Origin of the sequence: Streptomyces pinistramenti (assembly GCF_020564935.1) — a bacterium.
Classification (GTDB): domain Bacteria; phylum Actinomycetota; class Actinomycetes; order Streptomycetales; family Streptomycetaceae; genus Streptomyces; species Streptomyces pinistramenti.
In genome coordinates, this window is record NZ_JAJCXB010000002.1 from 197675 (window position 1) to 222503 (window position 24829).

Below are 24829 nucleotides of genomic sequence, written 5' to 3' on the forward strand. Positions count from 1 at the left end.
TCGCCTTCAGTGGCATTGAGGCTGCGACACGAGCACACCGGAGGCGACGCGCACCATGGGGCAGAACAGCACGGACCGGCACCTGCACGGAGGCCGGCACAGACCCGGGGAACGCACCGCGGCCGCACCGCCCCGTGACCGTGCCCCGCTGAAGATCGCACTCATGGACGTCGGCATCGGACTGCTGACGGCCGCCGCCGCGGTCCGCGGACTGCGCCCCGACGCCGATCTCGTCCTCTCCTCGGACCCCGCCGGCATGCCGTGGGGACCGCGCACCCCGGAGGACATCACGGCCCGCGCCCTGGCCACCGCCGAAGCGGCCGCCGCACGCCGCCCCGACGCGCTGATCGTCGCCTGCAACACCGCCACCGTGCACGCCCTGCCCGCCCTGCGCGCCCGCTTCGAACCCGGCCTGCCGGTCATCGGCACGGTCCCGGCGGTCAAACCGGCCGCAGCGGGCGGCGGGCCCGTCGCCATCTGGGCCACCCCCGCCACCACCGGCAGCCGCTACCAGCGCGGCCTGATCGACGCGTTCGCGGCCGGCGTGCGCGTCGTCGAGGTGCCGTGCCCAGGGCTCTCCGACGGCGTCGAGTACGCGAACGAGGCGGACATCGCCTTCGCGGTCGCCGCAGCGGCAAGGCGGACCCCGGACGAGGTACGCGCCGTCGTCCTGGGCTGCACGCATTACGAACTCGTCGCCGGACGCATCCGCGCCGCCCTGCAACGGCCCGGCCTGCCGCCGCCGGTCCTGCACGCTTCGGCCGACGCGGTCGCCGCCCAGGCGCTGCGCCGCATCGGCGCGCACCCCGCCCCGGAGGCGCCTGCCACCGGCACGCTGACCGTGCTCCTCAACGGGCGCGAAGCAGCCCTTCCGGCAACGGCGCCGGCCTACGCCGAAGGCCGGCTGCTGCACACCCTCGCGCCCACGCGCTGAGGACCGCGTGATGAACAGGCGTTCTGGGACCGGCACTTCACGGAAATGGGGAGCAGCGTGACCGCGACGCAACAGCATGCACTGGATTCCTTACGGGCCCTCCAGCGAGGCGAGGGACCTCCGATATCCCCGGGAGCGGGCGACCTCCAGGCGCTGCGCGAGTTCCGCACCTGGTGGCGATTCCGTGCCGTGGTGGGCGACCTGGCCGAGCACCGACGGACGTCACCGGGGCGCGTGCTGCGGCGGGCGTTCCTCCGCGGCAGGTCCTGGATCGCCGACCGGCTGCTCAAAGACTCCTGATACGCCGTCAAACTCCTTGCTATAAGCCGCACTTTAGGAAGTCCAAAGCCGCTTCATGAGGGCAAATCACGTCGCATACGGGGCCCCGGGTGCCACGGAAAGAAGCGCCGGGACGCCGTGTCAGGTACACGCCCCGCAGCGATACGCAAGGTAGTGGCGATGCGACAACAGGTAGTCGCACATGGGTACGAAACCGCGCATTCAGTGCGGTGCACCTTTCCGGCCGCACCCCCGCACCCGGCCGGTTGCGGGGGTGCGGATCACGAACCGACGATCAGCTCTCCGCGTGCCGGTCGGTCACATCATCCGACCGGCACTTCCTCGGCAAGGAGATCCTGTGACCGACCGGACAAGTCTCGCCCCCGATGCAGCACGGCAACTCGCGACGACCACCAAGACCACCCCCCAGATGCGCGGCATCACCCCGCGCTACCTCCTGCGCGCCCTGCCGTGGGTGGACGTCGAATCCGGTGTCTTCCGGGTGAACCGCCGCCGGACCTACGTCCTGGGCGACGACCGCATCAGCACCCACAGCGACGGCGGTTCGCCCCGCGTCATCCCGGGTGACCTGCGGGAGCTGCCGTACCTCCGGGAGGCCGACGACGCCCTGCTCACCGAACTGGCGAACGCGTTCACCGAAGTCAGCTTCGAGGCCGGGCAGCTGCTGGCCCAGGACGGCGACGCGCACGACCGGCTGTGGGTGATCGCGCAGGGCCGCGCCGAGAAGCGGGTGAGCGGCCGCTACGGCGAGGACGCCGTGCTCGAAGTGATCGGCGACGGCCAGTTCTTCGACCTCGACGCCTGGACCCGCTCCGCGTCCCTGCCCTACCGCGTCAAGGCGCTCACCCCCGGTGTGGCGCTGTGCGTCGACCGCAGCGTGCTGGCCGGACTGTGCGACCGCGACGCGACGGTACGGGGAGCGCTGGACGCCTACCTCGCGGCGGACGGCGTCCTGCCGGGCACCGAGGTGCCGGTCGACCTCAGTGCCGGGCACATCGGCGAACCCGAACTCCCCGCGACGTACGTCGATTACGAGGACACCCCCCGCGAGTACCACATGACCCTCGCGCAGACCGTGCTGCGCGTGCACACGCGGGTATCCGACCTCTACAACGGGCCCATCGACCAGACCCGCGCGCAGGCCAACCTCACCGTGCACGCGCTGCGCGAGCGGCAGGAAGCCTCGCTGCTCAACCACCCGGAATTCGGCCTCTTCAACAATGTGGCCCCCGGGCAGCGGGTGCAGGCGCGCACCGGTTCCCCGACCCCCGACGACCTGGACGAGCTGCTGACCCGGGTCTGGAAGCAGCCCGGCTACTTCCTCGCGCACCCCCGCGCCATCGCCGCGTTCGGCCGGGAATGTACCCGCCGGGGTGTGCCCCCGATCATCGACAACCGGTTCGGCAGCCCGCTGCTGACCTGGCGCGGCGTGCCGCTGCTCCCCTCCGACAAGGTGCGGTTCTCCGGCGGTGCGGGCATCGGCACCACCGAGATCCTGCTGATGCGCACGGGCGAGGCCGAGCAGGGCGTGGTGGGGCTGCGTCCCGCGAAGGTCGAGGACGAGGTGGAGCCCGGCCTGGCGATGCGGAACATGGGCGTCGACCAGAAGGGCGTCACGTCGTACCTGATGACGGCGTACTTCAACTCCGCGGTGCTGGTGGAGGACGCGCTCGCCGTGCTCCAGAACGTCGAGGTCTCCAACTACCATGACTACTCCTGACCTCACCCGGAGCCGGTGGACGGGCACGCCCCCGGCTCCGGATCCGCTGCCGGGCGGCGTGCCGTCGGCCGGGGCCGTCACCACTCCGTCCGCCGCGTCCGCGCACCCCTCCGGTCTGCCCGGCCAACGCGCCACCTTCTCACCGGAGTTGGTGCGCGGGGACTTCCCGATCCTGCACCGTACGGTGAACGGGCACCCGCTGGTCTGGCTGGACAACGGCGCCACCACGCAGAAGCCGCGCCAGGTGATCGAGACGCTGGCCGCCTTCTACGGATCCGCCAACTCCAACATCCACCGCGGTGCGCACACCATGGCCCGGGAGGCCACCGAGGCGTACGAGGGAGGCCGGGCGGCGGTCGCCGATTTCCTGGGCGCGCCGTCGCCCGACGACATCGTCTTCGTGCGTGGCACGACCGAGGCGATCAACCTCGTCGCGCAGAGCTGGGGACGCACCAACCTCGGGCCGGGGGACGACATCCTGGTGCCGGTCCTTGAGCACCACTCGAACATCGTGCCCTGGCAGATGGTCGCCAAGGAGACCCGGGCCCGGGTGGTCCCCGTCCCGTTGCAACCGGACGGGCAGATCGACCTCGACGCGTACGCCGATCTGCTGTCCATGCGCACCCAGTTGGTCGCGATCAGCCATGCGTCGAACGTGCTCGGCACCGTACCGCCGGTGCGCGAGATGACCGCGCTCGCCCACAGGTACGGCGCCAAGGTGCTGGTGGACGGGGCACAGGCGGTGGCGCACTTCCCCGTCGACGTGCAGGATCTGGACGCCGACTTCTACGTGTTCTCCGGCCACAAGCTGTTCGCCCCCACGGGCATCGGCGCGCTCTACGCGAAGCCGGAGGTCCTGCACGGCATGGCGCCGTGGCAGGGCGGCGGCAACATGATCGAGTCGGTCGGCTTCGGCGGGACCACCTTTGCGCCCGTGCCCCACCTCCTGGAGGCCGGTACCGGGCACATCTCCGGTGTGGTCGGCCTGCTGTCGGCGCTGAACTGGCTGACCTCCTTCGACCGGGACGCCATCGCCGCCTACGAAACCTCGCTGATGGCGTACGCCCAGCAGGCCATGGCCACCGTGCCGGGGCTTGATCTGCTGGGCTCGGCGCCGGACCGGATCGCCGTGCTGACCTTCACGCTCGCGGGACACGATCCGTCGGAGATCGCGGCCTGGCTCGACCGCGACGGCATCGCCGTACGGGCCGGCCACCACTGCGCCCAACCGGCGCTCGCCCACTACGGCGTTCAGAGCGCGGCCCGCGCCTCGCTCGCGCTCTACAACACGGCGGAGGAGGTGGACAAGCTGGTGGCGTCGCTGCTCCGGCTGCACGAGTCGGCCTGACGCTCCGGCCCCTGGCCCGCCGCCCACCGGCATCCGGTGGGCGGCGTCGCCGTGTCCCGGCCCGCGGTCAGTCGTCCGCCCATTCGGCCAGCCGGAACGGACCCGCGGCGCCGGGGCCGAACATCACCGGCAGGCTGTTGCCCTGCGGCACCACGACGAGCGGCTGGTCGGCGTACTCCCGGAGAAAGTTCTCCAGCGGCTCCCAGATCAGCTCCCGGTACCCCGATTCGGAGTGCTGGCGCTCGAAGGAGAGGGTCAGCGCGGAGCCCGTGACCGTGACGCTGACCGCGCCCACCTCCAGCCATTCCGCACCGATCCAGGCTTCGAGCCGCACATAGGACATGGCGCCAGCGTGCCTCTTTTCCCGGCCGGCCCGCAATGCCTTCCGGCGCCGCATCCGGCCCGGACGCGGCGCCGGTCCATCCGTGGTGTCATCGAAGGGAGGGAATCCACGTTCCGAAGGCGGGAGGAATCATGACCAGCAACATGGCCGGCGCACTGCGGGCACGAGACATCATGTCCGCCGGGGTGCAGTGCGTCGGCGCGCACGAATCGCTGCTCCAGGCGGCGCGGATGATGCGCGATCTGAAGGTCGGCTGCCTGCCGATCTGTGGTGACAACAACAAGCTGACCGGCGTGATCACGGACCGCGACATCGTCATCCGCTGCTGCGCCGAGGGCATCGACCCGGCGACGGTGCAGGCCGGATCCCTGGACGGGCCGCTGCACTGGATCGACGCCGCGGCGGACGCCTCCGAGGTACTGGCCACGATGGAACGGCACCAGATCAAGCGGCTGCCGGTGATCGACGTCGACGGCGGCCACCGCCTGGTCGGCATGATCACGGAGGCCAACCTCGCGAAGAACCTCAGCGATGAGCAGATCGCAGAATTCGCGGGGCGGGTCTACGCGACCACGGCGGGATAGCGACCGCCGCGGCCGCACTCAGCAGCCAACGGCCCTTCCGGATACGGACGTTGCGGCAGAGAGCCGTTCGGCCGCGGTACGGGACAGGCGGCCGGCGGCGAGTTCGCCGAGCAGGGCCGCCTGGCGGGGCAGGACCGCGTCGTCGAAGACCGCACGCGGGGAATGGTTCATCGGCGCGGTCGCCGGATCGCTCCCCTCGGGCGCGGCGCCGAGCAACAGCATCGCGCCGGGCACCTGTTGCAGGACGAACGCGAAGTCCTCGGAGCCGCCGGCGGGCTGCGGGGAGAGCCATACCTGCTGGTCGCCGAGGAGTTCCCTGGCGGTGTCGAGCGCGAAGCCGGTTTCCCCGGGCTCGTTGACGGTGACCGGGTAGAGCACCTCGTAATCGACCTCGGCGTGCAGGCCGTGGGCCGCGGCGATGGACCTGACCAGCCGGGGCAGGCCCTCGGCGAGCCGCTCGTGGTGGGCCTCGGAGTAGCTGCGGACGGTCGCGTCGAACGTGGCCGTCTCGGGGATGACGTTGTGCTGGGCGCCGGCCGTGAAGCGGCCGACGGAGACCACGACCGGGTCGAAGACGTCGAAGGTGCGGCTGGTCCAGCTGTGGATCGCCGTCACCATCTCGCAGGCTGCGGGCACCGGGTCGGCCGCGGTGTGCGGCTCCGATCCGTGGCCGCCCCGGCCCCTGACGGTCACCCGCAGCACGTCGGACGCGGTCATCACGGTGCCCGGACGGCTGACGACCAGGCCCTGCGGGACGCGGTTGGCCGAGACGTGGATCGCGTAGGCGGCGTCCAGGGGCTTGCCCGCCGCCTCCAGCACCCCTTCCCCGATCATCCGGCCGGCGCCGTTGTGGCCTTCCTCGCCGGGCTGGAACATGAACACCACGTCGCCCTGGAGCGTCTCGCGCCGCGCGCTCAGCAGGCGGGCGGCGCCGACGAGTCCGGCCGTGTGCAGGTCGTGGCCGCAGGCGTGCATCCGCCCGTCGGTGCGGGACGCGTAGTCGACGCCGGAGGCTTCCTGTACCGGCAGGGCGTCCATGTCACCCCGGAGCAGCACCGCGCCTCCGGGGCGGCCGCCGCGCAGCACCGCCGTCACGGAGCCGATGTCCCGGCCCGGCGTGATCTCCAGCGGCAGGCCGTCCAGGGCCGTCAGCACCTTCTCCTGCGTACGGGGCAACTCCAGCCCGAGTTCGGGTTCCCGGTGCAGGGACCGCCGCAATGCGACGAGGTCGTCCCGCAGTTCCTCGGCGTCCGCCAGTACCGACACCTCACACCACCTTCCGATCGTTCCAGCCGCCCTGCCGTGCGGCGGCCTGGCCCCCAGAGTGAAGTCACCACCTCAGCAGGGGCCAGAAACCGCCGGAAACTCGCAGTAGGGTTTTCTCCATGCAGGATTTCGACCGGCTCGACGAAACGGACTCGGCCCTCGTCCACGCCCTCCAGATCAGCCCGCGAGCCGGCTGGGCCCGTATCGCCCAGGTGCTCGGCCTGGACGCGGTCACCCTCGCCCGCCGCTGGAAACGGCTGAGCACGCGGGGCGCGGCCTGGATCAGCTGCTACCCGGGGCCGGCTCTCGCGGCGTCGGGCGAGGGCTGCCTGGCGTTCATCGAGGTGGACTGCGCCAACGGTCAACTGCTGGAAGCGGCCGAACAATTGGCCCGGCAGCCGATGGTTTCCACGGTCGAGCACGTCAGCGGTGACCGCGACCTGCTCCTGACCGTCATGACGACCGACCTGGGCGCCCTGTCCCGGTGGGTCACCCGGGTACTCGGCTCGCTTCCTGGTGTCACGTCGGCGCGGACCCAGCTGGCCGGGGCCATCTACACGGAGGGCAGCCGGTGGCGGCTGCGTGCGCTCACCCCCGCACAGGTGGCGCAGTTGTCGGAAGGGCAGCCGGCCCGGGAGCGGGCGGCCGGGCCCGTGCTGTCGGCGCTGGACCGGAAGCTCGTCGTGGCGCTGTCGGCGGACGGGCGGGCCTCGTACACCGCACTCGCCGACGAGTGCGGCACGAGTGTGGACACCGTACGCCGGCGCACCAAGCGGCTGCTCGGCTCCGGGGCGGTCCAGATCCGGTGCGAGATCGCCCGTCCGCTGTCGGAGAGGCCGGTCGCGGCGGTGCTCTGGGCCCAGGTGCCGTCGGACACCGTCGAGCACACGGCGCGGGTGATCGCCGGGATGCGGGACATCCGGCTGTGCGCGGGGATCACCGGGCGGCACAATCTGCTGGTCATCGCCTGGGTGCGGTCGGTGGATGACATCCAGCGGCTCGAAACCCGGGTCACCGAGCAGGCGCCCGGCCTCGTCATCGGCGACCGGGCCGTCGCACTGTGGCCGGTGAAGCTGAGCGGGCACCTGCTGGACGAGGACGGCTACCGTCGCGGAACGGTGCCCATCGACGGCTGGCACGCACCGGCGGCGGGCCGGGGCGGATGAGGCGGCCGGGGCGGGGCGGACGCCGGCAGCGGTCGCCCTGACCGGTCAACGCCGTTGCCCCGGCGTGGACTTCGCACCCCGGCGAACGCCCCGGACCGGGCGGGCGCCTTGACGCCATGCGCTCGCCCTCACACCATGAACATGCATCGCACAAGAGAGCGCTCTCAAGGACGTCAATCGTTCACTACCTGAAGCAGGAGAGCTTCCATGCCCCGTCCCCCCACACCTTCCGAAACCCCTTCCGAGGCCGCATCCGGGCTCTCGCGCCGAAGGGTCGTCGCCTCGCTGGCCGCCGCCCTTCCCGCCGCCGGCCTGCTGGCCCTGGACTCGTCGTCCCCGGCCACCGCCACACCCGCCAGGACCGGCGCCCCCACCGCCGGCCCGCTGCCCGGCGGCGGCGACCTCGGCCCGGACGTCATCGTCTTCGACCCGTCAACTCCCGGTATACAGGCCAGACTTGACGAGATATTCCATCAGCAGGAGACCGCCCAGTTCGGCACCGGACGGTATGCGCTGCTGTTCAAGCCGGGCACCTACGACGGGCTCAACGCCCAGCTCGGCTTCTACACCTCGATCGCGGGCCTCGGCCTGTCACCCGACGACACGACCATCAACGGCGATGTCACCGTCGACGCCGGCTGGTTCAACGGCAATGCCACGCAGAACTTCTGGCGCTCGGCGGAGAACCTCGCCCTCAAGCCGGCCAACGGCACCAACAGGTGGGCGGTCGCCCAGGCCGCGCCGTTCCGGCGGATGCACGTCAAGGGCGGGCTGAACCTGTCGCCGGACGGCTACGGCTGGGCCAGCGGCGGCTACATCGCCGACAGCCGCATCGACGGCACCGTCGGACCGTACTCGCAGCAGCAGTGGTACACCCGCGACAGCACGGTGGGCGGCTGGGAGAACGCCGTGTGGAACATGGTGTTCTCCGGTGTCGAGGGAGCCCCCGCGCAGAGCTTCCCCGACCCGCCCTACACCACCCTCGACACCACCCCGGTATCCCGCGAGAAGCCCTTCCTGTACCTGGACGGCGACACGTACAAGGTCTTCGTCCCCGAAAAGCGCACCGACGCGCGCGGCACGAGCTGGGGCAGCGGCACGCCGCGCGGCGAGTCCCTGCCGCTTGACCGGTTCTACGTGGCCAAGCCCGGCACCGACGCGGCGACCCTGAACGCCGCGCTGGAACAGGGCCTGAACCTGCTGCTCACGCCCGGCATTTACCACGTCGACCAGCCCGTCGAAGTACGGCGCGCCAACACCGTCGTCCTCGGCCTGGGGTACGCCACGATCATCCCGGACCACGGCGCGACCGCCCTGAAGGTCGCCGACGTCGACGGAGTGCGGCTCGCCGGATTCCTGATCGACGCCGGTCCCGTCAACTCCACCACGCTGCTCGAAGTCGGGCCCGAGGGCGCCTCGTCGGACCACTCCGGCAACCCGACGACCGTGCAGGACGTGTTCGTACGGATCGGCGGCGCGGGCCCCGGCAAGGCGACGACCAGCATGGTGATCAACAGCAACGACACCGTCATCGACCACACCTGGGTCTGGCGCGCCGACCACGGCGACGGCGTGGGCTGGGAGACCAACCGCGCCGACTACGGCATCCGCGTCAACGGCGACCGGGTGCTGGCGACCGGCCTGTTCGTCGAACACTTCAACAAGTACGACGTGGAGTGGCACGGCGAGCAGGGCCGCACCATCTTCTTCCAGAACGAGAAGGCGTACGACGCACCGAACCAGGCCGCCATCCAGAACGGCGACACCAAGGGCTTCGCCGCGTACGCCATCGCCGACGGGGTGAACGCCCACGAGGGGTGGGGCCTGGGCAGCTACTGCTTCTACAACGTGGATCCTTCGATCCGCCAGGGCCACGGCTTCAGGGCACCGGACAAGCCGGGCATCAAGCTCCACGGCCTGCTGGTCGTGTCGCTGGGCGGCAAGGGCCAGTACGAGCACGTGATCAACGACATCGGCGCCCCCACATCGGGCGAATCGACGGCGCCGTCCACCGTCGTCTCCTACCCCTGACCGGCCCCGGCCGTCACCCCGGCCCGTACCCGCGGGCCGGGGTGACGGGCACGGGCCTGGCACCCTGGACGGCACGGGCCCGGTGGCCTAGCGTCGGGGCCCCGCCGCCGGAGCCCGAACTCCCCAGGGGAGAAGCGAGGTTGTGCCGTGACCACCGTTCCGCCGCCGCCCGACATCCTCTCCCCCGAGTTCGACGCCGACCCCTATCCGGCGTACCGCATCCTGCGCGACCACTACCCGCTCCACCACCACGAGGGCACCGGCAGCTACCTGATCTCCCGGTACGAGGACGTGCAACGGGCCTTCCGTGAGCCGGTGTTCACCACCGACAACTACGCCTGGCAGATCGAACCGGCGCACGGCGGCCGCACCCTGCCCCAGATGAACGGCAGCGAACACGCCGTGCGCCGCGCCCTGGTGGCACCGGCGTTCCGCGGCCGGGCGCTGCGCGAGAAGTTCCTGCCGGTGATCGAACGCAATGCCTGGGAGCTGATCGACGGGTTCCGTGACGCACCGGATGCCGATCTGGTGGCACGGTTCGCCACCCGGCTCCCGATCAACGTCATCGTCGACATGCTCGGCCTCGACCGGGCCGACCACGACCGCTTCCACGGCTGGTACACGGCGGTCGTCGACTACCTCGCCAACCTCGCCCAGGACCCCGCCGTCGCCGCCGCCGGACTCGCGGCGCGCGACGGACTGTCCGCCTACCTCCGCCCGATCATCCGCGAGCGCCGCGCGGCGCCCGGCGACGACCTGCTCTCCGAGCTGTGCACCGCCGAGATCGAGGGCACCCGGATGAGCGACCAGGACATCACGGCGTTCGTCAGCCTGCTGCTCGCGGCCGGCGGCGAGACCACGGACAAGGCCATCGCCGGGATCTTCCGCAACCTGCTGGCCCACCCCGACCAGTTCGCGGCGGTGCGCGCGGACCGCTCCCTGGTGCCGGTGGCCTTCGCCGAGACGCTGCGCTACAGCCCGCCGATCCAGATGATCATGCGGCAGCCCGCGGCGGACGTCGTCATCGGCGGCGGCACCGTGCCCGCCGGCGCCACCGTCACCTGCCTGATCGGCAGCGCCAACCGCGACGAGCGGCGCTACGCCAGGCCCGAGGCGTTCGACATCCACCGCGGCGACCTCACCGTGGACAACGCCTTCAGCGCCGCCGCCGACCACCTGGCGCTCGGCCTCGGACGGCACTTCTGCGTGGGGGCGCTGCTGGCCAAGAGCGAGGTGGAGGTGGGGGTGAACCAACTGCTCGACGCGTTCCCCCGGATGTCCTTCGCGGACGGCGAAGCGCCCGCCGAGACCGGGGTGTTCACCCGCGGCCCCCGCACGGTGACGGTGCGGCTCACCCCGGCCGGCCGGACGGCACGCCCCGCGGGCTGAGCCCGGGGCCGGTGCGCGGGAGTCTGCCGGGCCGATCCGGTTCGTCGGGCGCCGCGAACTCGGGAACGCCGCCCGCCACGGGTCCGCCGAGGCACGGCCGTACGCCCTCCGGTCCGGAGAAATCCGCCGACAGGGTGCCATTGGTACAGTCGCCGGGAGCCGCCCGGCCCCACCGGTCGGCCGTGGAGACCGTGAGGAGGCCGTGCGGCCATGGCCGTTGACACGCTCGACGCAAGGATCCTCGGGCTGCTGCTGGAGCAGCCGCGCACCAGTGTGCGGGAGTACGCGCGGCTGCTGGGTGTCGCCCGCGGGACGGTGCAGGCGCGGCTCGACCGGCTGGAGCGGGACGGAGTCATCACGGCCTACGGTCCGCGTCTTTCGCCCGCGGCGCTGGAGCATCCGGTGCTGGCCTTCGTGCACATCGAGGTGACACAGGGGCACCTGGAGGAGGTCGCCGACGCGCTGGCCGACGTGCCGCAGATCATCGAGGCGTTCTCGACGACCGGCGGCGGTGACCTGCTGGCCCGGGTGGTGGCGCGGGACGCGGCGCATCTGGAGGACGTGATCCAGCGGCTGATCAGTCTGCCGGGTGTGGTGCGTACCCGTACGGAGGTGGCGCTGCGCGAGCGGGTGCCGCACCGGATGCTGCCGTTGGTGGAGGCGGTCGGGAGCGCCGCGGGGCCGCGCTGACCGCTCTTGGCATGCTGGGGGCATGAACAGCTTCTCCGCGTCCTGCACCCCGTCCGCCCGCGCCGTCCCGGTGATCTTCGATCTGGACGGGACGCTGGTGGACAGCGAGCCGAACTACTACGAAGCCGGGCGGCGGGTGCTCGCCGGGTACGGCGTGACGGACTTCAGCTGGGAGCACCACACCCGCTACATCGGCATCGGCACCCGCGAGACACTGCTCGCGCTGTCACGGGAGTACGGCATCGACACGCCGGTCGATGAGCTGCTGGCCGCGAAGAACCGGGCGTATCTGGAGCTGGCGCGGGCGCACACCCGGGTCTTTCCGCAGATGCGCGTATTCGTGGAGCGGCTGCACGCCGCGGGGCACCCGATGGCGGTGGCGTCCGGCTCCTCGCGGACGGCGATCGAGACGGTCCTGGCGGGCACCGGTCTCGATGCGCAGCTGACCACCCTCGTCTCGGCCGAGGAGGTGGCGCACGGCAAGCCGGAGCCCGACGTGTTCCTGGAGGCCGCACGCCGCCTCGGTGCCGAACCGGGCGACTGCGTGGTGCTGGAGGACGCACCGCCCGGAGCGCAGGCCGCGCACCGGGCGGGTATGCGGTGCATCGCCGTCCCGTACGTCACGGGCACGGCGGGCGACCCGGCGTTCGCAACGGCCGGGCTGCGCTTCGACGGCGGCCAGGAACAGTTCACCGCGCAGGCCGCGTACGACTGGCTCGGGCAGCCGGCCCGGTCCTCCTGATCCTTCCGGTGGCGGCGCGACACGGTGCCGTTCACCGGCCGTACGGCCCCCGGCGCGGTGCCGCCCGTGCGAAAAGATGTTGCCGAGGACCGGCCGGTGCGCGAGGCTCCCGGCCCTGTCGGACAACGGAACAGGCAGTTCGCGCGGGGTGTCCGCGCTCTTCTCCGGAGGGCGGCTGACGGCGATCCCGCGCAAGGCCGTCCGCCGCGGGCAGTTGCTCACCCATCTCACGGAGACGCTGTTCGCGCGCGACCGGGAGTACAACGAGCGCGAGGTCGACGAGGCGCTGCTGACGGTGCACGAGGACTGTTCGGGCCTGCGCCGCCATCTCGTCATCGCGGGCCTGCTGACCCGGACCAGGGACGGCGGCAGCTACCGGCGGGTTCGGTAACGAGCGCCGGGGCGGCCGCGGTTACTTCTTGGCGCGGCTCGGCTGGACCCGCTTCGGCTCGCCCTTCATCTTCGGGTGCTCCGGCGGGTAGGGCAGATCCCCCAGGCCGTGGTCGCGTTCGTCGCGGGCGGCCAGTTCGAGTGCCGCGTCCAGCCGGAACGCGTGCGCGTCCATGTCGGCGTGCACATCGCCGGCCTCCGCGAACCGGGCGGGCATCGTGGCCAGGTCGAAGTCCTCGGGTACGGCACTGGTCAGCTCGTCCCAGCGCAGCGGCGCGGAGACCAGGGCGCGCGCGGAGGGGCGTACGGAGTAGGCGCTGGCGATGGTGCGGTCCCGCGCGGTCTGGTTGTAGTCCACGAAGATCCTGGCGCCGCGCTCCTCCTTCCACCACGCGGTGGTGATCCGCTCCGGTGCGCGCCTCTCCAGCTCCCGGGCCACGGCGATGGCCGAGCGCCGTACCTGCGTGAAGACCCAGTCGGGTGCGATCGGCACGAAGACGTGCAGGCCGCGGCCACCGGAGGTCTTGGGCCAGCCGGTCAGGCCCAGTCCGCCGAGTACGTCCCGGAGTTCGACGGCGGCCCGCACCGCGTCGGCGTACTCCGTGCCGGGCTGCGGGTCGAGGTCGATGCGCAGTTCGTCCGGGTGGTCGGTGTCGCCGCGGCGTACCGGCCAGGGGTGGAACGTCAGGCACCCGAGGTTCGCCGCCCACAGCACGGCCGCCGGTTCGGTGGGGCAGATCTCGTCGGCGTAGCGGCCGCTGGGGAACGCGATCCGGCCGGTGGGGATCCAGTCGGGGAGGTTCTTGGGCGCCCGCTTCTGGAAGAAGGACTCGCCGTCGATGCCGTCGGGGTGCCGCTGGAGCGTCGTGGGACGGTCCCGGAGCGCGCGCAGGATGCCGTCGCCGACGCTCAGGTAGTAGCGGGCCACGTCGCCCTTGGTGAAGCCGCGCTCGGGGAAGTAGACCTTGTCCGGGTGGGACACCCGCACCGTCCGGCCGCCCGCGGTCAGCTCCAGCGTCTCTGCCATGACCTCACGCTAGGCCGACCGGGCAGGCGCCGCCTGTCGGCTGCCGTCCGGGCGGCGGCCCGGCGGGCGGGGCCCCGCGTGCCCGCGCACAATCAAGATCATGGACCTTCCGGTGATGCCCCCCGTGCATCCGATGCTGGCGAAGACCGCCGCGGCCATCCCGTCCGGTATGCAGTACGAGGCCAAGTGGGACGGCTTCCGGGCGATCGTCTTCCGTGACGGGGACGAGATCGAGCTGGGCAGCCGTTCGGCCAAGCCGCTGACCCGCTACTTTCCCGAGCTGGTCGCGGCGCTGCGCGAGCATGTACCGCCGCGCTGCGTCCTCGACGGCGAGATCGTGATCGCCCGCGACGGGCGGCTGGACTTCGACGCGCTCCTCGAACGCATCCACCCGGCGGACTCGCGGGTCCGTCATCTGGCGGAGGTGACCCCGGCGAGCTTCGTGGCGTTCGACCTGCTCGCCCTGGGGGACGCGGCGCTGATGCCGCAGCCACAGCGGGCCCGCCGCCACGAACTGACCGCTGCGCTGCACGACGCCGCCGCACCCGTCTTCACCGCGCCCGCCACCGATGATCTCGACCTGGCCCGCAGCTGGTTCGACCGCTTCGAGGGCGCGGGGCTCGACGGGGTCGTCGCCAAGCCTCCAGGGTTGGCCTACCGGCCGGGCGAGCGCGTGATGACCAAGGTCAAGCACGAGCGGACCGCCGACTGCGTGGTGGCCGGTGTCCGCCACCACAAGAGCGGTCCTGTGGTCGGCTCCCTGCTGCTCGGCCTCTACGACGACACCGGCCGGCTCCAGCACGTCGGCGTCTGCGCCGCCTTCCCCATGCGGCGGCGCCAGGAGCTGATGACCGAGCTGGAACCACTGCTGATGGCCTCCGTCGCGGGGCACCCCTGGGAGCAGTGGACCAGCGAGGAGGCCCAGGCCACGGGCCGGCTGCCGGGCGGGCCGAGCCGGTGGACGGGCAAGAAGGATCTGTCCTGGCTGCCGCTGCGCCCGGTGCGGGTCGTCGAGGTCGCCTACGACCACATGCAGGGCGACCGCTTCCGGCACACCGCCCGGTTCCGCCGCTGGCGCCCGGACCGCGAACCCGACCAGTGCACGTACGCGCAACTGGCCGAGCCGGTGCGCTACGACCTGACGGAGGTGCTGGGCAGTTAGGCCGGCCGGTTCAGAGGCCGCGGCCGGGCCCCGGCGCGTCCCCGTCCGCCACCTCCCCCTCGTCCCAGAGGCGTTGCGGGGCCGGGTGGAACGTCTCCAGGTCGTGCGGCAGGGAGCGTTTCACGCGCCGGGCGGCGGCGTCCGCGAGCACTTCCTCCTCCCTGGCGTCCACCGCGTCGAGCGCCTGCGCGGCGACGTGCTCGGGGCGGCTCTTGGGGCTTCGACATGTGCGGCCATGTCCGTGTCGATGAGACCCGCGTGTACGCCGACGACCAGCGTGCCCTGGCCCCGCAGTTCGACCCTGACGCCGTTGGTCGGCGCCCAGGCCGCGGCCTGGGAGGCGGAGTAGGAACCGGATGCGGGGTCGGTGAACCAGCTCACCACCGACAGCATGTTGACCTGCGCGCCGCCGTTCCTGGCGAGCACCGGCGCGAAGGCCCGGCACATGGCCGGCGTGCCGAAGTAGTTGACCTCCATTTCGCTGCGGGCACCGTCGCCGGCGTCCATGCCGATCAGCGGGCTCGCCGACATCGCCGCGGCGTTGTTGATCAGCAGGTCCACCCCGGCGCAGCGCGCGGCGGCGACCGTCACCTGCGCCGGATCCGTGACGTCCAGGGCGACGGGGACGACGCCGGGATCCGTGACGGCCGACGGATCCCGCGCGGCCCCGTAGACGGCCTTCGCCCCGCGGTCGAGCAGGGCACGCGCGAAGACCAGGCCGAGACCGCGGTTCGCCCCGGTGACCGGGGCAGCGGCGTGATGTATCTGCATGATCTTTCCCCCCGGCCATCGCGTTCGCCCCCCCATTCTTCCCCTCTCCCGCAGACCCGGCACCCGTATGCTGGGCCGCCATGTTCACCCGTGAAGGTCCCACGCTCCGCGAACTCACCCAGCAGGCGCTGTCGTCGGTGGAACGCGGCTACGACCTGCTCGCCCCCAAGTTCGACCACACGCCCTTCCGGACACCGGATGCCGTGCTGGACGCCACGGCGGCGGCCGTCCGCGAACTGGGGCCGTTCCACAGCGGACTTGACCTGTGCTGCGGCACCGGCGCCGGGATGGGCGTGCTGCGGCAGGTGTGCCGGACGCGGGCCGTGGGCGTGGACCTCAGCGCCGGGATGCTCACGGTGGCGCGGCGTGCGCAGCCCGTCGCCGATGGCGGGCCGCGAGTGAACTGGGTGCGCGGCGATGCGCGGGCCCTGCCGTTCGGGCCGGTCTTCGATCTGGCGGTCAGCTTCGGGGCGTTCGGCCACTTCCTGCCGCGCGAATGGCCCGGCGTGTTCGCGCGGGTGCACGCCGTCCTGCGGCCGGGCGGACGGTTCGTCTTCCCCCTCGCGGCCCCCGCGCGCCCGGGAAGCTCGCTGTACTGGGCCGTGGCGGCCTTCGACGCGGCGATGCGGGTGCGCAATCTTCTGTGGCGCCCGGCCTTCGTCATGTACTACCGGCCGTTCCGTCTGACGGAGGTCAGGGCGGAGCTGGTACGGGCCGGTTTCTCGGTACGCCTGCGTGACCTGCCGGAGTTGGGCCTGCGATCGGACCGCAGCCCGCGCTGCCGCCTGGTGGTGGCCACCAGGGTCTGACCCCCGTCGCGTTCGTGCCGCCGATGCGCGGCGCCGACGGCCTCTCACGTACGGACCGCACGCTGCCCCGAGTAGGTCCAGACCTCTTGACGACAGGTCTGGACCAACTTACGGTGTGGCGCGCCACCGCGTCACTTCACGTACGCCTCCAGGCCACCCCCTCCCCGCTCCACCGCCGGCCGGCCGACCGGCATGCGACGCGGCGCGACCACCGGTGGCTGCTACCCACCCACCCCGCGCCATGCCCCCACGGGCACCGCAGCGGATGCGCTGCGGGCCCGCCATGGCAAGAAGGGAGCACAGCATGAAACGTCGGACGTCACACCTGCTGGGAATCGGCCTGGCAACAGCCTTCGTCACGCAACTGCTGCTCGCCGCGGCACCGAGCGCCCCCGCCGTCTCGCACGCACCGAGCGTCCCGGCCGCGCGTGCCGCCCACGCACCGAAGGACGACCCCTGCGCGGTCAGATCCAAGCCCGCGGGGAAGGTCGTCCAGGGCTACTGGGAGAACTGGGACGGCGCATCGAACGGCGTGCACCCGCCGCTGGGCTGGATTCCGATCACCGACAAGCGGATCCGTGACCACGGATACAACGTCATCAACGCCGCCTTCCCCGTGGTCCGTTCGGACGGCACCGCCCTGTGGGAGGACGGGATGGACTCGACGGTGAAGGTCGCGACGCCGGAGGAGATGTGCCAGGCGAAGAGTGACGGCCTCACCGTCCTGATGTCCATCGGCGGCGCGACGGCCGGCATCGACCTCAGCTCCAGCACCGTCGCCGACCGGTTCGTCGAGACGCTCGTGCCGATCCTGAAGAAGTACCACTTCGACGGCATCGACATCGACATCGAGACCGGCCTCAGCGGCAGCGGCGACATCAACAAGCTGTCGCCCTCGCAGTCCAACCTCATCCGCATCATCGACGGCATCCTCGGGCAGATGCCGTCGAACTTCGGCCTGACGATGGCGCCCGAGACGGCGTACGTCACCGGCGGCAGCGTGACCTACGGCTCGATCTGGGGCGCGTACCTGCCCATCGTGAAGAAGTACGCGGACAACGGCCGCCTGTGGTGGCTCAACATGCAGTACTACAACGGCAGCATGTACGGATGCTCCGGCGACTCGTACTCCGCTGGCACCGTCGAGGGGTTCACCGCCCAGACCGACTGCCTCGACAAGGGGCTGGTCGTCCAGGGCACCACGATCAAGGTGCCCTACGACAAGCAGGTCCCCGGACTGCCCGCCCAGGCAGGCGCCGGGGGCGGCTACATGACACCGGACCTGGTGTCGAAGGCGTGGAGCACCTACGCGAACGGGCTGAAGGGACTCATGACCTGGTCGATCAACTGGGACGGTTCCAAGGGATGGACGTTCGGCGACAACGCCAGGTCTCTGCAAGGGCGTTGAGGAATTCCTGAGCGGCACGCCGGAATTCGCCCCGGCTTCCATATCCGCCTCAAGGGGGACGAGTTGAGGCGGAGAGGATTCCCGTGAACCGACAAGGAAGCGGGGGCTTTCCGGCACATTCGAACCCTACGTTGACGGTATTGCGCCGGGCGCGCGCCATCGGAGCGAAGCACTCGTCAGGCGGATACAAAGAAAACGGTTGAACTGCCGTCCCGGAAAAGGGAGATGCCGTACGTTCATTTGCTTATGGCTGCGGGCCGGCGCCCTCGAATTGAGGGTGCCGGCCCGCGCTACAGAGGATCAGGAAACCGGCAGCTTCGCCGACCAGGCGGTGACGGCCAGCGTGCCGTTGTCCACTTCCTGGTCGAAGGATATGACGCTGTGCGCGTTGCTTCCGGTCGGGGAGATCTGGAGGTACTTGGCGTGGGCGGTGGAGGCGCCGGTGTGCGTCCAGACCAGGTCGGCGTAGGCGGCCTGGCCCGGCTTCAGGGTGATCTTGTGGGCTCCGGGGTCCTTGGCGAAGTAGGTGTCGCCGTGCCGCGCCGTCGTCTTGAGTGCCGTGTGGCCCTTGCCTTCCAGGGCGAGGCCCGGGTAACCGCTCAGCGAGCAGCCGGTCTTGCCGGTGTTCTTGACCGTCAGGTAGGTCCCCGCATGGTTCATGCCCGCCTGGGTGCCGCCCGCGTCGGTGGTCGTCACCTTCAGCGTCCCCGGCTGGCAGGCCCCGGCGCCGGACGCGCCGGTGGTCGCGGCGGAAGCGACACCCGCGGTCATCCCGCCGACGAGCGCGACGGCGGCGGTGGCAATAAGGGCGGTACGCAGACCACGCATGGTCATCATCTCCTCGAATCCGTATCAGAACGGGGGAAGCGACCGACGCCGCGGCTTCGGGGGGCCGGCCCGTTCCGTGCCGCGTGCCTCGCGCGTGCGTCGCGCGACGGCCGCGGACGGCGGAACCGCACACGTTTCCGGCCGGTGACGTCGCGTTCGTTTCCCCCCGCACACCACAGTGCAGGGCGGCGCTGGCGAACGGCTAACGGATCACTAACGTACGGGCGTTGGTGCCGCAGCGGTCCCGCACGGCGAAGGGGCCTGCCCGCCACCCGGAGGTAGCGGACAGGCCCCTGCCGGGTGCCGGCGGTGTTACTTCTTGAAGCCGTAGTCCATCAGCTTCTTCGCGTCCGCCGTGCGGTTGGCAACCGAGGAGGACGTGAGGACGGTGCCGATGACCGTCTTGCTGCCGCGGGTGGCGGCGAAGACGAGGCAGTACTTGGCCTCCGGGCCCGAGCCGGTCTTGACGCCGATCGCGCCCTTGTAGCTGCCGAGCAGGGTGTTCGTGTTGGTCCACGACATGTTGCGGTAGCCACCGCTCTTCATCGTGACCTTCTGCGTCGTCGACTTCGTCTTCACGACGTTGCGGAAGGTGGAGTACTTCATCGCGCTGCTGGCGAGCTTCGTCAGGTCGCGCGGCGTCGAGTAGTTCGCGCCGTGACCGATGCCGTCGAACGAGTCGAAGTGCGTGTTCTTCAGGCCGAGGCTCTTGGCGGTGGCGTTCATCTTGCCGATGAACGACTTCACGCGGGCGGCCCGGGTGGAGCCGCTGCCGAACTTGTCGGCCAGCGCGTACGCCGCGTCGCAGCCGGACGGGAGCATCAGCCCGTACAGCAGCTGACCGACAGTGACCTTGTCGCCGACGATGAGGCGCGCCGAAGACGCGCCCTTCGAGACGATGTAGTCGCTGTACGCCTTCTGGATCGTGACCTTGGAGTTCAGGTTGAGATTCTTCTGCCCGAGCACCACCCGGGCGGTCATGATCTTGGTGGTGGAACCGGTCGAACGCCGAGTGTCCGCGGCCTTGGTGAAGAGAGTCTTCCCCGAGCCGTTGTTCATGACGAAGCCGCCCTTGGCGACGATCGACGGCGCCTTGGGCGCGGCAGCCTGCGCCGGGACGGTGAACGCCCCGGCGGACAGGACGGCTCCCGCGGTGACGACAACCGCGGAAGTGCGCTTCATGCCCCTATTTCCGATTTTCAAGATAAATGCTCCAAATACCCTTACAGGACGGGCACATGAGGATGCCCGTTTGCCCATGAGACGCATGAGACGGGTGCATGGATGCACACCCGCAGGATTATTATCCTCCGGTTCGAGCCAACTAAGTGCCGTTCGACGGATGACAGTTCCTCAAAACCTCGTATGCGCGGCGGAATTCTGTCGCCTTTACCACATCACGACGGGAACCTGACCACGGCCTTGGTGACCTTTCCGTGATGAGCCGCGTCGATCGCCTCGTTGATCTCGTCGAAGGGGAATACCTCGACGAGCCGGTCGAACGGGAACCGGCCTTCCCGGTGGAGCAAGATCAGCCGCGGAATGAAGGCGTGCGGGTCGGCGTCGCCCTCGATGACGCCGATCAGCGAACGGCCGAAGAGCAAATGGCCCTGGTCGATGGTGATGTCATTGGCGGTGCCCTGGAATCCGACCGTGGCGCAGACGCCGGGCACGGCCAGGCACTCCATCGCCTGGCGCACGACAGCGGGGAAGCCGATGCAGTCGACCGCGTGATCCGCCCCGCCGCCGGTGATCCGTACGACGGCCGCGGCCGGGTCCTCGTCCGCGGGGTCCAGGACGTGCGTGGCGCCCAGTTCGGCAGCCAGCGCGCGGCGGCTCTCCTGCGGGTCGACGGCGATGATCGCCGCGCAGCCCGCCACCTTCGCCGCCATGACCGCCGAGAGGCCGACCGAGCCCGCGCCGAAGACGGCGAGCGTGCTGCCCGGCGCCGGGTCCAGGGTGTTCAGCACGGCTCCTGCGCCGGTCTGGATCCCGCACCCCAGCGGGCCCAGCAGTTCCAGCGGCAGGTCACGGTCCACCTTGACGACATTGCGCGGCGTGGTCACGACGTGCGCCGCCCACGAGGACTGGCCGAAGAAGTGGCCGTGCACCGACTCGCCTTCGGCGCGGTACGCGGTGGTGCCGTCGGCGCGGGCGCCGCCGAAGTTCAGCGCCTTCATGTCGCGGCAGTGGACGAACCGGCCGGCCTTGCAACGGGCGCAGTCGCCGCAGTAGGCGTAACTGAGCACGACGTGGTCGCCGGCCTCGACCTCGGTGACGGATGCGCCGACCTGTTCCACCACGCCGGCGCCTTCGTGCCCGAGGATCAGCGGCAGCTGCGCCGCATCCGCGGTCGCCATCACCCCGAGGTCGGTGTGGCAGACGCCGGACGCGGTCACCTTGACCAGCACCTCGTCGTCGCGCGGCGCCTCCACGTCGACAGGCTCGATGGACAGCGGCGTGCGGGCGGCGCGCAGTACGGCGGCGAGGGTCCTGGGCATCGAGCGGCTCCTTGCTGACGACAGGGGTGACGGGCTCGTCAAATACCTTATGCGGCCTGCTCGTTCGGGGGTTATGGCGAGGTGGTGCGCGGCGTCAGACAGCGGCGCGGATGGCCCGTTCGAAGCCCTCGACGTGACGGTCGGCGAGTTCGGCCGCCTTGTCCGCGTCGCCGGCGATGACGGCGCGCAGCAGCGGGCCGTGCTCGCCGATGTGTCCCGCCATGCCGGGCAGCCGGTCGACGAAGAGGCACCACACGCGGGTGGCCAGGTTGTCGTAGTGCACGAGGGTGTCTTCGAGGTACGGGTTGCGCGTCGCGGCGTACACGGCGCGGTGGACCTGGAGGTCCAGGCGCATCAGCGTCTCGGCGCTGCGCTGCGCTGCGGTGTCGTCCTCCAGCTCTTCGAGGAGGGCGGTGAGGGCGACGCGGTGGCCGTCCGTGGCGCGTCGCGCGGCCTGCGCGGCGGCCATCGGCTCCAACTGGCGGCGCACTTCGGACATATGGGCCAGGTCCGTGATGTTGACCTCGGTGGCGAAGGTGCCGCGCCGCGGGTAGGTGGCGATCAGCCGTTCGTACTGGAGGCGCTTGAGTGCCTCGCGGACCGGGGTGCGGCCGAGTCCGAGTGACTGTGCCAGCTGGTCCTCGCTGATCGGGGCTCCCGGGCGGATCTCCAGCATGACGAGCCGGTCGCGGATGGCGCGGTAGGCACGCTCGGCGAGCGAGATCTCCTCAACTCCGGGCTCCGCGCGCTTCATCCGGCCCCCTTGACCTGTTCCGTTGACTCCCATACGTTACCGCAAGCTTCTGATATATCAGTTGCTCGTCAGACGCATTTTAGGACGGTGCGCAGATGCCAGCGAACCCTTCGGTCACCACGGACGCCTCCTCCCTCACCCTCCCGCTGAGCACGCTCGACCCCGAGGTCGCCGCCGCGATCGACGCCGAACTGGACCGCCAGCAGTCGACCCTCGAAATGATCGCGTCGGAGAACTTCGCGCCGACGGCGGTGATGCAGGCGCAGGGATCGGTCCTCACCAACAAGTACGCCGAGGGCTACCCCGGCCGCCGCTACTACGGCGGCTGCGAACACGTCGACGTCATCGAGCGCCTCGCCGTCGCCCGCGCCAAGGAACTCTTCGGCGCCGAAGCGGCCAATGTGCAGCCGCACTCCGGCGCGCAGGCCAACGCCGACGCCATGGCCGCGCTGCTGGAGCCGGGCGACACCCTCCTCGGCCTCGACCTGGCGCACGGCGGCCACCTCACGCACGGGATGCGCCTCAACTTCTCCGGCCGGCTCTACGACGTCGTCCCGTACCACGTCCGCGCATCCGACCTGCGGGTCGACATGGACGAGGTGGAGAGGCTCGCCCGGCAGCACCGGCCGAAGATGATCGTCGCGGGCTGGTCGGCCTATCCGCGGCGGCTCGACTTCGCCGCCTTCCGCCGGATCGCGGACGAGGTCGGCGCGTATCTGCTGGTGGACATGGCCCACTTCGCGGGTCTGGTCGCCGCCGGTCTTCACCCCAGCCCCGTGCCATACGCCGATGTGGTCACCACGACCACGCACAAGACGCTGGGCGGACCGCGCGGCGGGGTGATCCTGAGCCGGGCCGCGCTCGCCAAGAAGATCAACAGCGCGGTGTTCCCCGGCCAGCAGGGCGGGCCGCTGGAGCACGTCATCGCGGCGAAGGCGGTCGCCCTGCGCGTCGCCGCAACCCCCGCGTTCCGTGCGCGCCAGCAACGCACCCTGGACGGCGCGCGGGCGCTGGCCGGGCGGCTGCTGGCCGACGATGCCGCCGATGCGGGTATCTCCGTGCTCACCGGCGGCACCGAGGTCCATCTCGTCCTCGTCGACCTGCGGAACTCCGCGCTGGACGGCCGGCAGGCCGAGGACCGGCTGCACCGCATCGGCATCACCGTCAACCGCAACGCGGTGCCCTTCGATCCGCGGCCCCCGATGGTGTCGTCGGGGCTGCGCATCGGCACCCCCGCGCTGGCGGCCCGAGGCTTTCGCACCGAGGAGTTCCGCGAGGTCTCGGACGTCATCGCGCAGGCCCTGATGGGCGATCCGGGCGCGCCTCACCAGGAGCTGAGCGAGGCGCGGGCCGCCGCCCTGCGCGACCGGGTCGCGGCGCTCGCCAAGGCGTTTCCGCTCTACGACGACCTCTCCGCCCACGGCCACCTGAAGGGATCCGCCGGATGACCACCGAGCCCCTCCCCGAGCACCCCGAGCCCCTCTGGCGCAATCCCGAGCCCCGCTCGTCCTACGACGTCGTCATCGTCGGCGGCGGCGGGCACGGCCTCGCCACCGCCTACTACCTCGCGTCGGTGCACGGCATCACGAATGTCGCCGTCCTGGAGAAGGGCTGGCTGGCGGGCGGCAACATGGCCCGCAACACCACGATCATCCGCTCCAACTACCTCTGGGACGAGAGCGCGGCGCTCTACGAGCACGCGCTGAAGCTGTGGGAGGGACTGCCCGACGAGCTGGACTACGACTTCCTCTTCAGCCAGCGCGGCGTCCTCAACCTCGCGCACACCCTCCAGGACGTACGGGAGGGCACCCGCCGGGCCAACGCCAACCGGCTCAACGGCGTGGACTCGGTGTGGCTCGGCCCCGACGAGATCGCCGAGGTCTGCCCGATCCTCAACACCTCACCCGACACCCGCTATCCCGTGCTCGGCGGCACATACCAGCCGCGGGCCGGCATCGCCAAGCACGACCACGTCGCCTGGGCGCTGGCCCGGCGGGCGGACGCGCTGGGGGTCGACCTCATCCAGGGGTGCGAGGTCACCGGGTTCCTGAAGGACGGGAACCGGGTCACCGGCGTCGAGACCACCCGGGGCCGCATCCACGCCGGACGGGTCGGGCTGGCCGCCGCCGGCCACAGCAGCGTCCTTGCCGAACTGGCCGGATTCCGGCTGCCGGTGCAGTCCCACCCGCTCCAGGCGCTGGTCTCCGAACTCCACGAGCCGGTCCATCCGACCGTGGTCATGTCCAACCACGTGCATGTGTACGTCTCGCAGGCGCACAAGGGCGAGCTGGTGATGGGCGCCGGCGTCGACGCGTACAACGGGTACGGGCAGCGCGGCGCGTTCCACGTCATCGAGCAGCAGATGGCGGCGGCGGTCGAGCTGTTCCCGGTCTTCGCCCGCGCGCACGTGCTGCGCACCTGGGGCGGCATCGTGGACGTCACACCCGACGCCTCGCCGATCATCGGCGCCACCCCCGTCGACGGCCTCTTCGTCAACTGCGGCTGGGGAACCGGCGGTTTCAAGGCCACCCCGGCGGCCGGCTGGACCTTCGCGCACACCCTCGCCACCGGCGTCCCGCACCCGCTCAACGAACCCTTCTCCCTCGACCGGTTCACCACGGGGGCGCTCATCGACGAACACGGCGCCGCCGCCGTGGCCCACTGAA

24 protein-coding genes are annotated in these 24829 nt (G+C 71.1%); 16 read left to right on the forward strand and 8 right to left on the reverse strand.

Annotated elements, in window-relative coordinates; all coding sequences use genetic code 11:
* Positions 1–148 precede the first annotated feature (148 nt).
* From LIU39_RS02415 to LIU39_RS02430, 4 genes are all read left to right on the forward strand, one after another.
* Positions 149–934, forward strand: coding sequence for a glutamate racemase (locus LIU39_RS02415; RefSeq protein WP_227044227.1), 786 nt, complete (start codon positions 149–151; stop codon positions 932–934).
* 57 nt (positions 935–991) lie between these two features.
* Positions 992–1234 carry a hypothetical protein gene (locus LIU39_RS02420; protein ID WP_227044002.1) on the forward strand — a complete coding sequence of 81 codons (243 nt, stop codon included), beginning with the start codon at positions 992–994 and terminating at the stop codon, positions 1232–1234.
* A gap of 337 nt (positions 1235–1571) precedes the next feature.
* Positions 1572–2954: a family 2B encapsulin nanocompartment shell protein gene (locus LIU39_RS02425; RefSeq protein ID WP_227044003.1), complete on the forward strand. Its 1383-nt coding sequence runs from the start codon at positions 1572–1574 to the stop codon at positions 2952–2954.
* On the forward strand, positions 2941–4302 hold the full coding sequence (locus LIU39_RS02430; protein ID WP_227044005.1) for a SufS family cysteine desulfurase: 1362 nt from the start codon (positions 2941–2943) through the stop codon (positions 4300–4302). Before LIU39_RS02425 ends, LIU39_RS02430 begins: the two co-directional genes overlap by 14 nt.
* 67 nt (positions 4303–4369) lie before the next feature.
* On the opposite strand, the gene LIU39_RS02435 is transcribed toward LIU39_RS02430, so the two are convergent.
* Complete coding sequence (locus LIU39_RS02435) at positions 4370–4645, reverse strand: hypothetical protein (protein WP_227044008.1); 276 nt, start codon at positions 4643–4645, stop codon at positions 4370–4372.
* A 143-nt stretch (positions 4646–4788) separates the two neighbouring features.
* Here LIU39_RS02435 and LIU39_RS02440 point away from each other — a divergent pair, with 143 nt between their 5' ends.
* Complete coding sequence (locus tag LIU39_RS02440; RefSeq protein ID WP_227044230.1) at positions 4789–5229, forward strand: CBS domain-containing protein; 441 nt, start codon at positions 4789–4791, stop codon at positions 5227–5229.
* A gap of 18 nt (positions 5230–5247) precedes the next feature.
* Here the strand turns inward: LIU39_RS02440 and LIU39_RS02445 are convergent, their stop codons facing one another.
* Positions 5248–6495, reverse strand: a complete 1248-nt coding sequence (locus LIU39_RS02445) for a M20 metallopeptidase family protein (RefSeq protein WP_227044010.1) — start codon at positions 6493–6495, stop codon at positions 5248–5250.
* Positions 6496–6614: 119 nt separating this feature from the next.
* Here LIU39_RS02445 and LIU39_RS02450 point away from each other — a divergent pair, with 119 nt between their 5' ends.
* The 6 genes from LIU39_RS02450 to LIU39_RS02475 all read left to right on the forward strand — a co-directional run bounded on the left by LIU39_RS02450 (position 6615) and on the right by LIU39_RS02475 (position 12904).
* Positions 6615–7661 carry an Lrp/AsnC family transcriptional regulator gene (locus LIU39_RS02450; RefSeq protein WP_227044011.1) on the forward strand — a complete coding sequence of 349 codons (1047 nt, stop codon included), beginning with the start codon at positions 6615–6617 and terminating at the stop codon, positions 7659–7661.
* A 207-nt stretch (positions 7662–7868) separates the two neighbouring features.
* A complete protein-coding gene (locus tag LIU39_RS02455) occupies positions 7869–9692 on the forward strand; it encodes a pectate lyase-like domain-containing protein (protein WP_227044013.1) in 1824 nt (607 codons plus the stop codon).
* 147 nt (positions 9693–9839) lie between these two features.
* Positions 9840–11081, forward strand: coding sequence for a cytochrome P450 (locus tag LIU39_RS02460; protein ID WP_227044015.1), 1242 nt, complete (start codon positions 9840–9842; stop codon positions 11079–11081).
* Between the two features lie 210 nt (positions 11082–11291).
* Positions 11292–11771 (forward strand): Lrp/AsnC family transcriptional regulator, encoded by a 480-nt coding sequence (locus tag LIU39_RS02465; protein ID WP_227044017.1) that lies wholly within the window; start codon positions 11292–11294, stop codon positions 11769–11771.
* Positions 11772–11793: 22 nt separating this feature from the next.
* Entirely contained in the window at positions 11794–12513 is a 720-nt protein-coding gene (locus LIU39_RS02470; protein ID WP_227044019.1) for an HAD family hydrolase, read from the forward strand.
* 148 nt (positions 12514–12661) lie between these two features.
* Positions 12662–12904, forward strand: a complete 243-nt coding sequence (locus LIU39_RS02475) for a DUF2087 domain-containing protein (RefSeq protein ID WP_227044022.1) — start codon at positions 12662–12664, stop codon at positions 12902–12904.
* A gap of 21 nt (positions 12905–12925) precedes the next feature.
* Here the strand turns inward: LIU39_RS02475 and ligD are convergent, their stop codons facing one another.
* Positions 12926–13930 carry a non-homologous end-joining DNA ligase gene (ligD, locus tag LIU39_RS02480; protein WP_227044024.1) on the reverse strand — a complete coding sequence of 335 codons (1005 nt, stop codon included), beginning with the start codon at positions 13928–13930 and terminating at the stop codon, positions 12926–12928.
* Positions 13931–14030: 100 nt separating this feature from the next.
* Between ligD and LIU39_RS02485 the strand changes: the two genes are divergently transcribed.
* Positions 14031–15092, forward strand: coding sequence for an ATP-dependent DNA ligase (locus LIU39_RS02485; protein ID WP_227044026.1), 1062 nt, complete (start codon positions 14031–14033; stop codon positions 15090–15092).
* Positions 15093–15212: 120 nt separating this feature from the next.
* Here the strand turns inward: LIU39_RS02485 and LIU39_RS02490 are convergent, their stop codons facing one another.
* The gene (locus LIU39_RS02490; protein WP_227044027.1) at positions 15213–15863 is read right to left on the reverse strand and encodes an SDR family NAD(P)-dependent oxidoreductase; all 651 of its coding nucleotides are present in this window, start codon (positions 15861–15863) and stop codon (positions 15213–15215) included.
* An 80-nt stretch (positions 15864–15943) separates the two neighbouring features.
* Between LIU39_RS02490 and LIU39_RS02495 the strand changes: the two genes are divergently transcribed.
* A complete protein-coding gene (locus tag LIU39_RS02495) occupies positions 15944–16672 on the forward strand; it encodes a class I SAM-dependent methyltransferase (protein ID WP_227044029.1) in 729 nt (242 codons plus the stop codon).
* A 304-nt stretch (positions 16673–16976) separates the two neighbouring features.
* Positions 16977–18080, forward strand: a complete 1104-nt coding sequence (locus tag LIU39_RS02500; protein ID WP_227044031.1) for a chitinase — start codon at positions 16977–16979, stop codon at positions 18078–18080.
* A 300-nt stretch (positions 18081–18380) separates the two neighbouring features.
* On the opposite strand, the gene LIU39_RS02505 is transcribed toward LIU39_RS02500, so the two are convergent.
* The 4 genes from LIU39_RS02505 to LIU39_RS02520 form a co-directional block, all read right to left on the reverse strand.
* The gene (locus LIU39_RS02505) at positions 18381–18908 is read right to left on the reverse strand and encodes a DUF4232 domain-containing protein (RefSeq protein ID WP_227044033.1); all 528 of its coding nucleotides are present in this window, start codon (positions 18906–18908) and stop codon (positions 18381–18383) included.
* 312 nt (positions 18909–19220) lie between these two features.
* On the reverse strand, positions 19221–20090 hold the full coding sequence (locus LIU39_RS02510; protein ID WP_372463777.1) for a D-alanyl-D-alanine carboxypeptidase family protein: 870 nt from the start codon (positions 20088–20090) through the stop codon (positions 19221–19223).
* A gap of 215 nt (positions 20091–20305) precedes the next feature.
* Positions 20306–21409, reverse strand: a complete 1104-nt coding sequence (locus LIU39_RS02515) for an NAD(P)-dependent alcohol dehydrogenase (protein ID WP_227044037.1) — start codon at positions 21407–21409, stop codon at positions 20306–20308.
* Positions 21410–21503: 94 nt separating this feature from the next.
* Entirely contained in the window at positions 21504–22163 is a 660-nt protein-coding gene (locus tag LIU39_RS02520) for a GntR family transcriptional regulator (RefSeq protein WP_227044039.1), read from the reverse strand.
* 95 nt (positions 22164–22258) lie between these two features.
* Here LIU39_RS02520 and glyA point away from each other — a divergent pair, with 95 nt between their 5' ends.
* Both glyA and LIU39_RS02530 read left to right on the forward strand, forming a co-directional pair.
* Entirely contained in the window at positions 22259–23611 is a 1353-nt protein-coding gene (glyA, locus tag LIU39_RS02525) for a serine hydroxymethyltransferase (RefSeq protein WP_227044041.1), read from the forward strand.
* A complete protein-coding gene (locus LIU39_RS02530) occupies positions 23608–24828 on the forward strand; it encodes a sarcosine oxidase subunit beta family protein (protein WP_227044043.1) in 1221 nt (406 codons plus the stop codon). The genes glyA and LIU39_RS02530 overlap by 4 nt, the downstream gene beginning before the upstream one ends.
* The last annotated feature ends 1 nt before the right edge of the window (position 24829 follow it).

Excerpts from the sequence above, each read along its gene's own strand:
- LIU39_RS02430 (WP_227044005.1), top strand. The coding sequence starts at position 2,941 with ATGACTACTCCTGACCTCACCCGGAGCCGGTGGACGGGCACGCCCCCG.
- LIU39_RS02435 (WP_227044008.1), bottom strand. The coding sequence starts at position 4,645 with ATGTCCTATGTGCGGCTCGAAGCCTGGATCGGTGCGGAATGGCTGGAG.
- LIU39_RS02440 (WP_227044230.1), top strand. The coding sequence starts at position 4,789 with ATGGCCGGCGCACTGCGGGCACGAGACATCATGTCCGCCGGGGTGCAG.
- LIU39_RS02450 (WP_227044011.1), top strand. The coding sequence starts at position 6,615 with ATGCAGGATTTCGACCGGCTCGACGAAACGGACTCGGCCCTCGTCCAC.
- LIU39_RS02455 (WP_227044013.1), top strand. The coding sequence starts at position 7,869 with ATGCCCCGTCCCCCCACACCTTCCGAAACCCCTTCCGAGGCCGCATCC.
- LIU39_RS02465 (WP_227044017.1), top strand. The coding sequence starts at position 11,292 with ATGGCCGTTGACACGCTCGACGCAAGGATCCTCGGGCTGCTGCTGGAG.
- LIU39_RS02470 (WP_227044019.1), top strand. The coding sequence starts at position 11,794 with ATGAACAGCTTCTCCGCGTCCTGCACCCCGTCCGCCCGCGCCGTCCCG.
- ligD (WP_227044024.1), bottom strand. The coding sequence starts at position 13,930 with ATGGCAGAGACGCTGGAGCTGACCGCGGGCGGCCGGACGGTGCGGGTG.
- LIU39_RS02485 (WP_227044026.1), top strand. The coding sequence starts at position 14,031 with ATGGACCTTCCGGTGATGCCCCCCGTGCATCCGATGCTGGCGAAGACC.
- LIU39_RS02490 (WP_227044027.1), bottom strand. The coding sequence starts at position 15,863 with ATGCAGATACATCACGCCGCTGCCCCGGTCACCGGGGCGAACCGCGGT.
- LIU39_RS02495 (WP_227044029.1), top strand. The coding sequence starts at position 15,944 with ATGTTCACCCGTGAAGGTCCCACGCTCCGCGAACTCACCCAGCAGGCG.
- LIU39_RS02500 (WP_227044031.1), top strand. The coding sequence starts at position 16,977 with ATGAAACGTCGGACGTCACACCTGCTGGGAATCGGCCTGGCAACAGCC.
- LIU39_RS02505 (WP_227044033.1), bottom strand. The coding sequence starts at position 18,908 with ATGCGTGGTCTGCGTACCGCCCTTATTGCCACCGCCGCCGTCGCGCTC.
- LIU39_RS02510 (WP_372463777.1), bottom strand. The coding sequence starts at position 20,090 with ATGAAGCGCACTTCCGCGGTTGTCGTCACCGCGGGAGCCGTCCTGTCC.
- LIU39_RS02515 (WP_227044037.1), bottom strand. The coding sequence starts at position 21,409 with ATGCCCAGGACCCTCGCCGCCGTACTGCGCGCCGCCCGCACGCCGCTG.
- LIU39_RS02520 (WP_227044039.1), bottom strand. The coding sequence starts at position 22,163 with ATGAAGCGCGCGGAGCCCGGAGTTGAGGAGATCTCGCTCGCCGAGCGT.
- glyA (WP_227044041.1), top strand. The coding sequence starts at position 22,259 with ATGCCAGCGAACCCTTCGGTCACCACGGACGCCTCCTCCCTCACCCTC.
- LIU39_RS02530 (WP_227044043.1), top strand. The coding sequence starts at position 23,608 with ATGACCACCGAGCCCCTCCCCGAGCACCCCGAGCCCCTCTGGCGCAAT.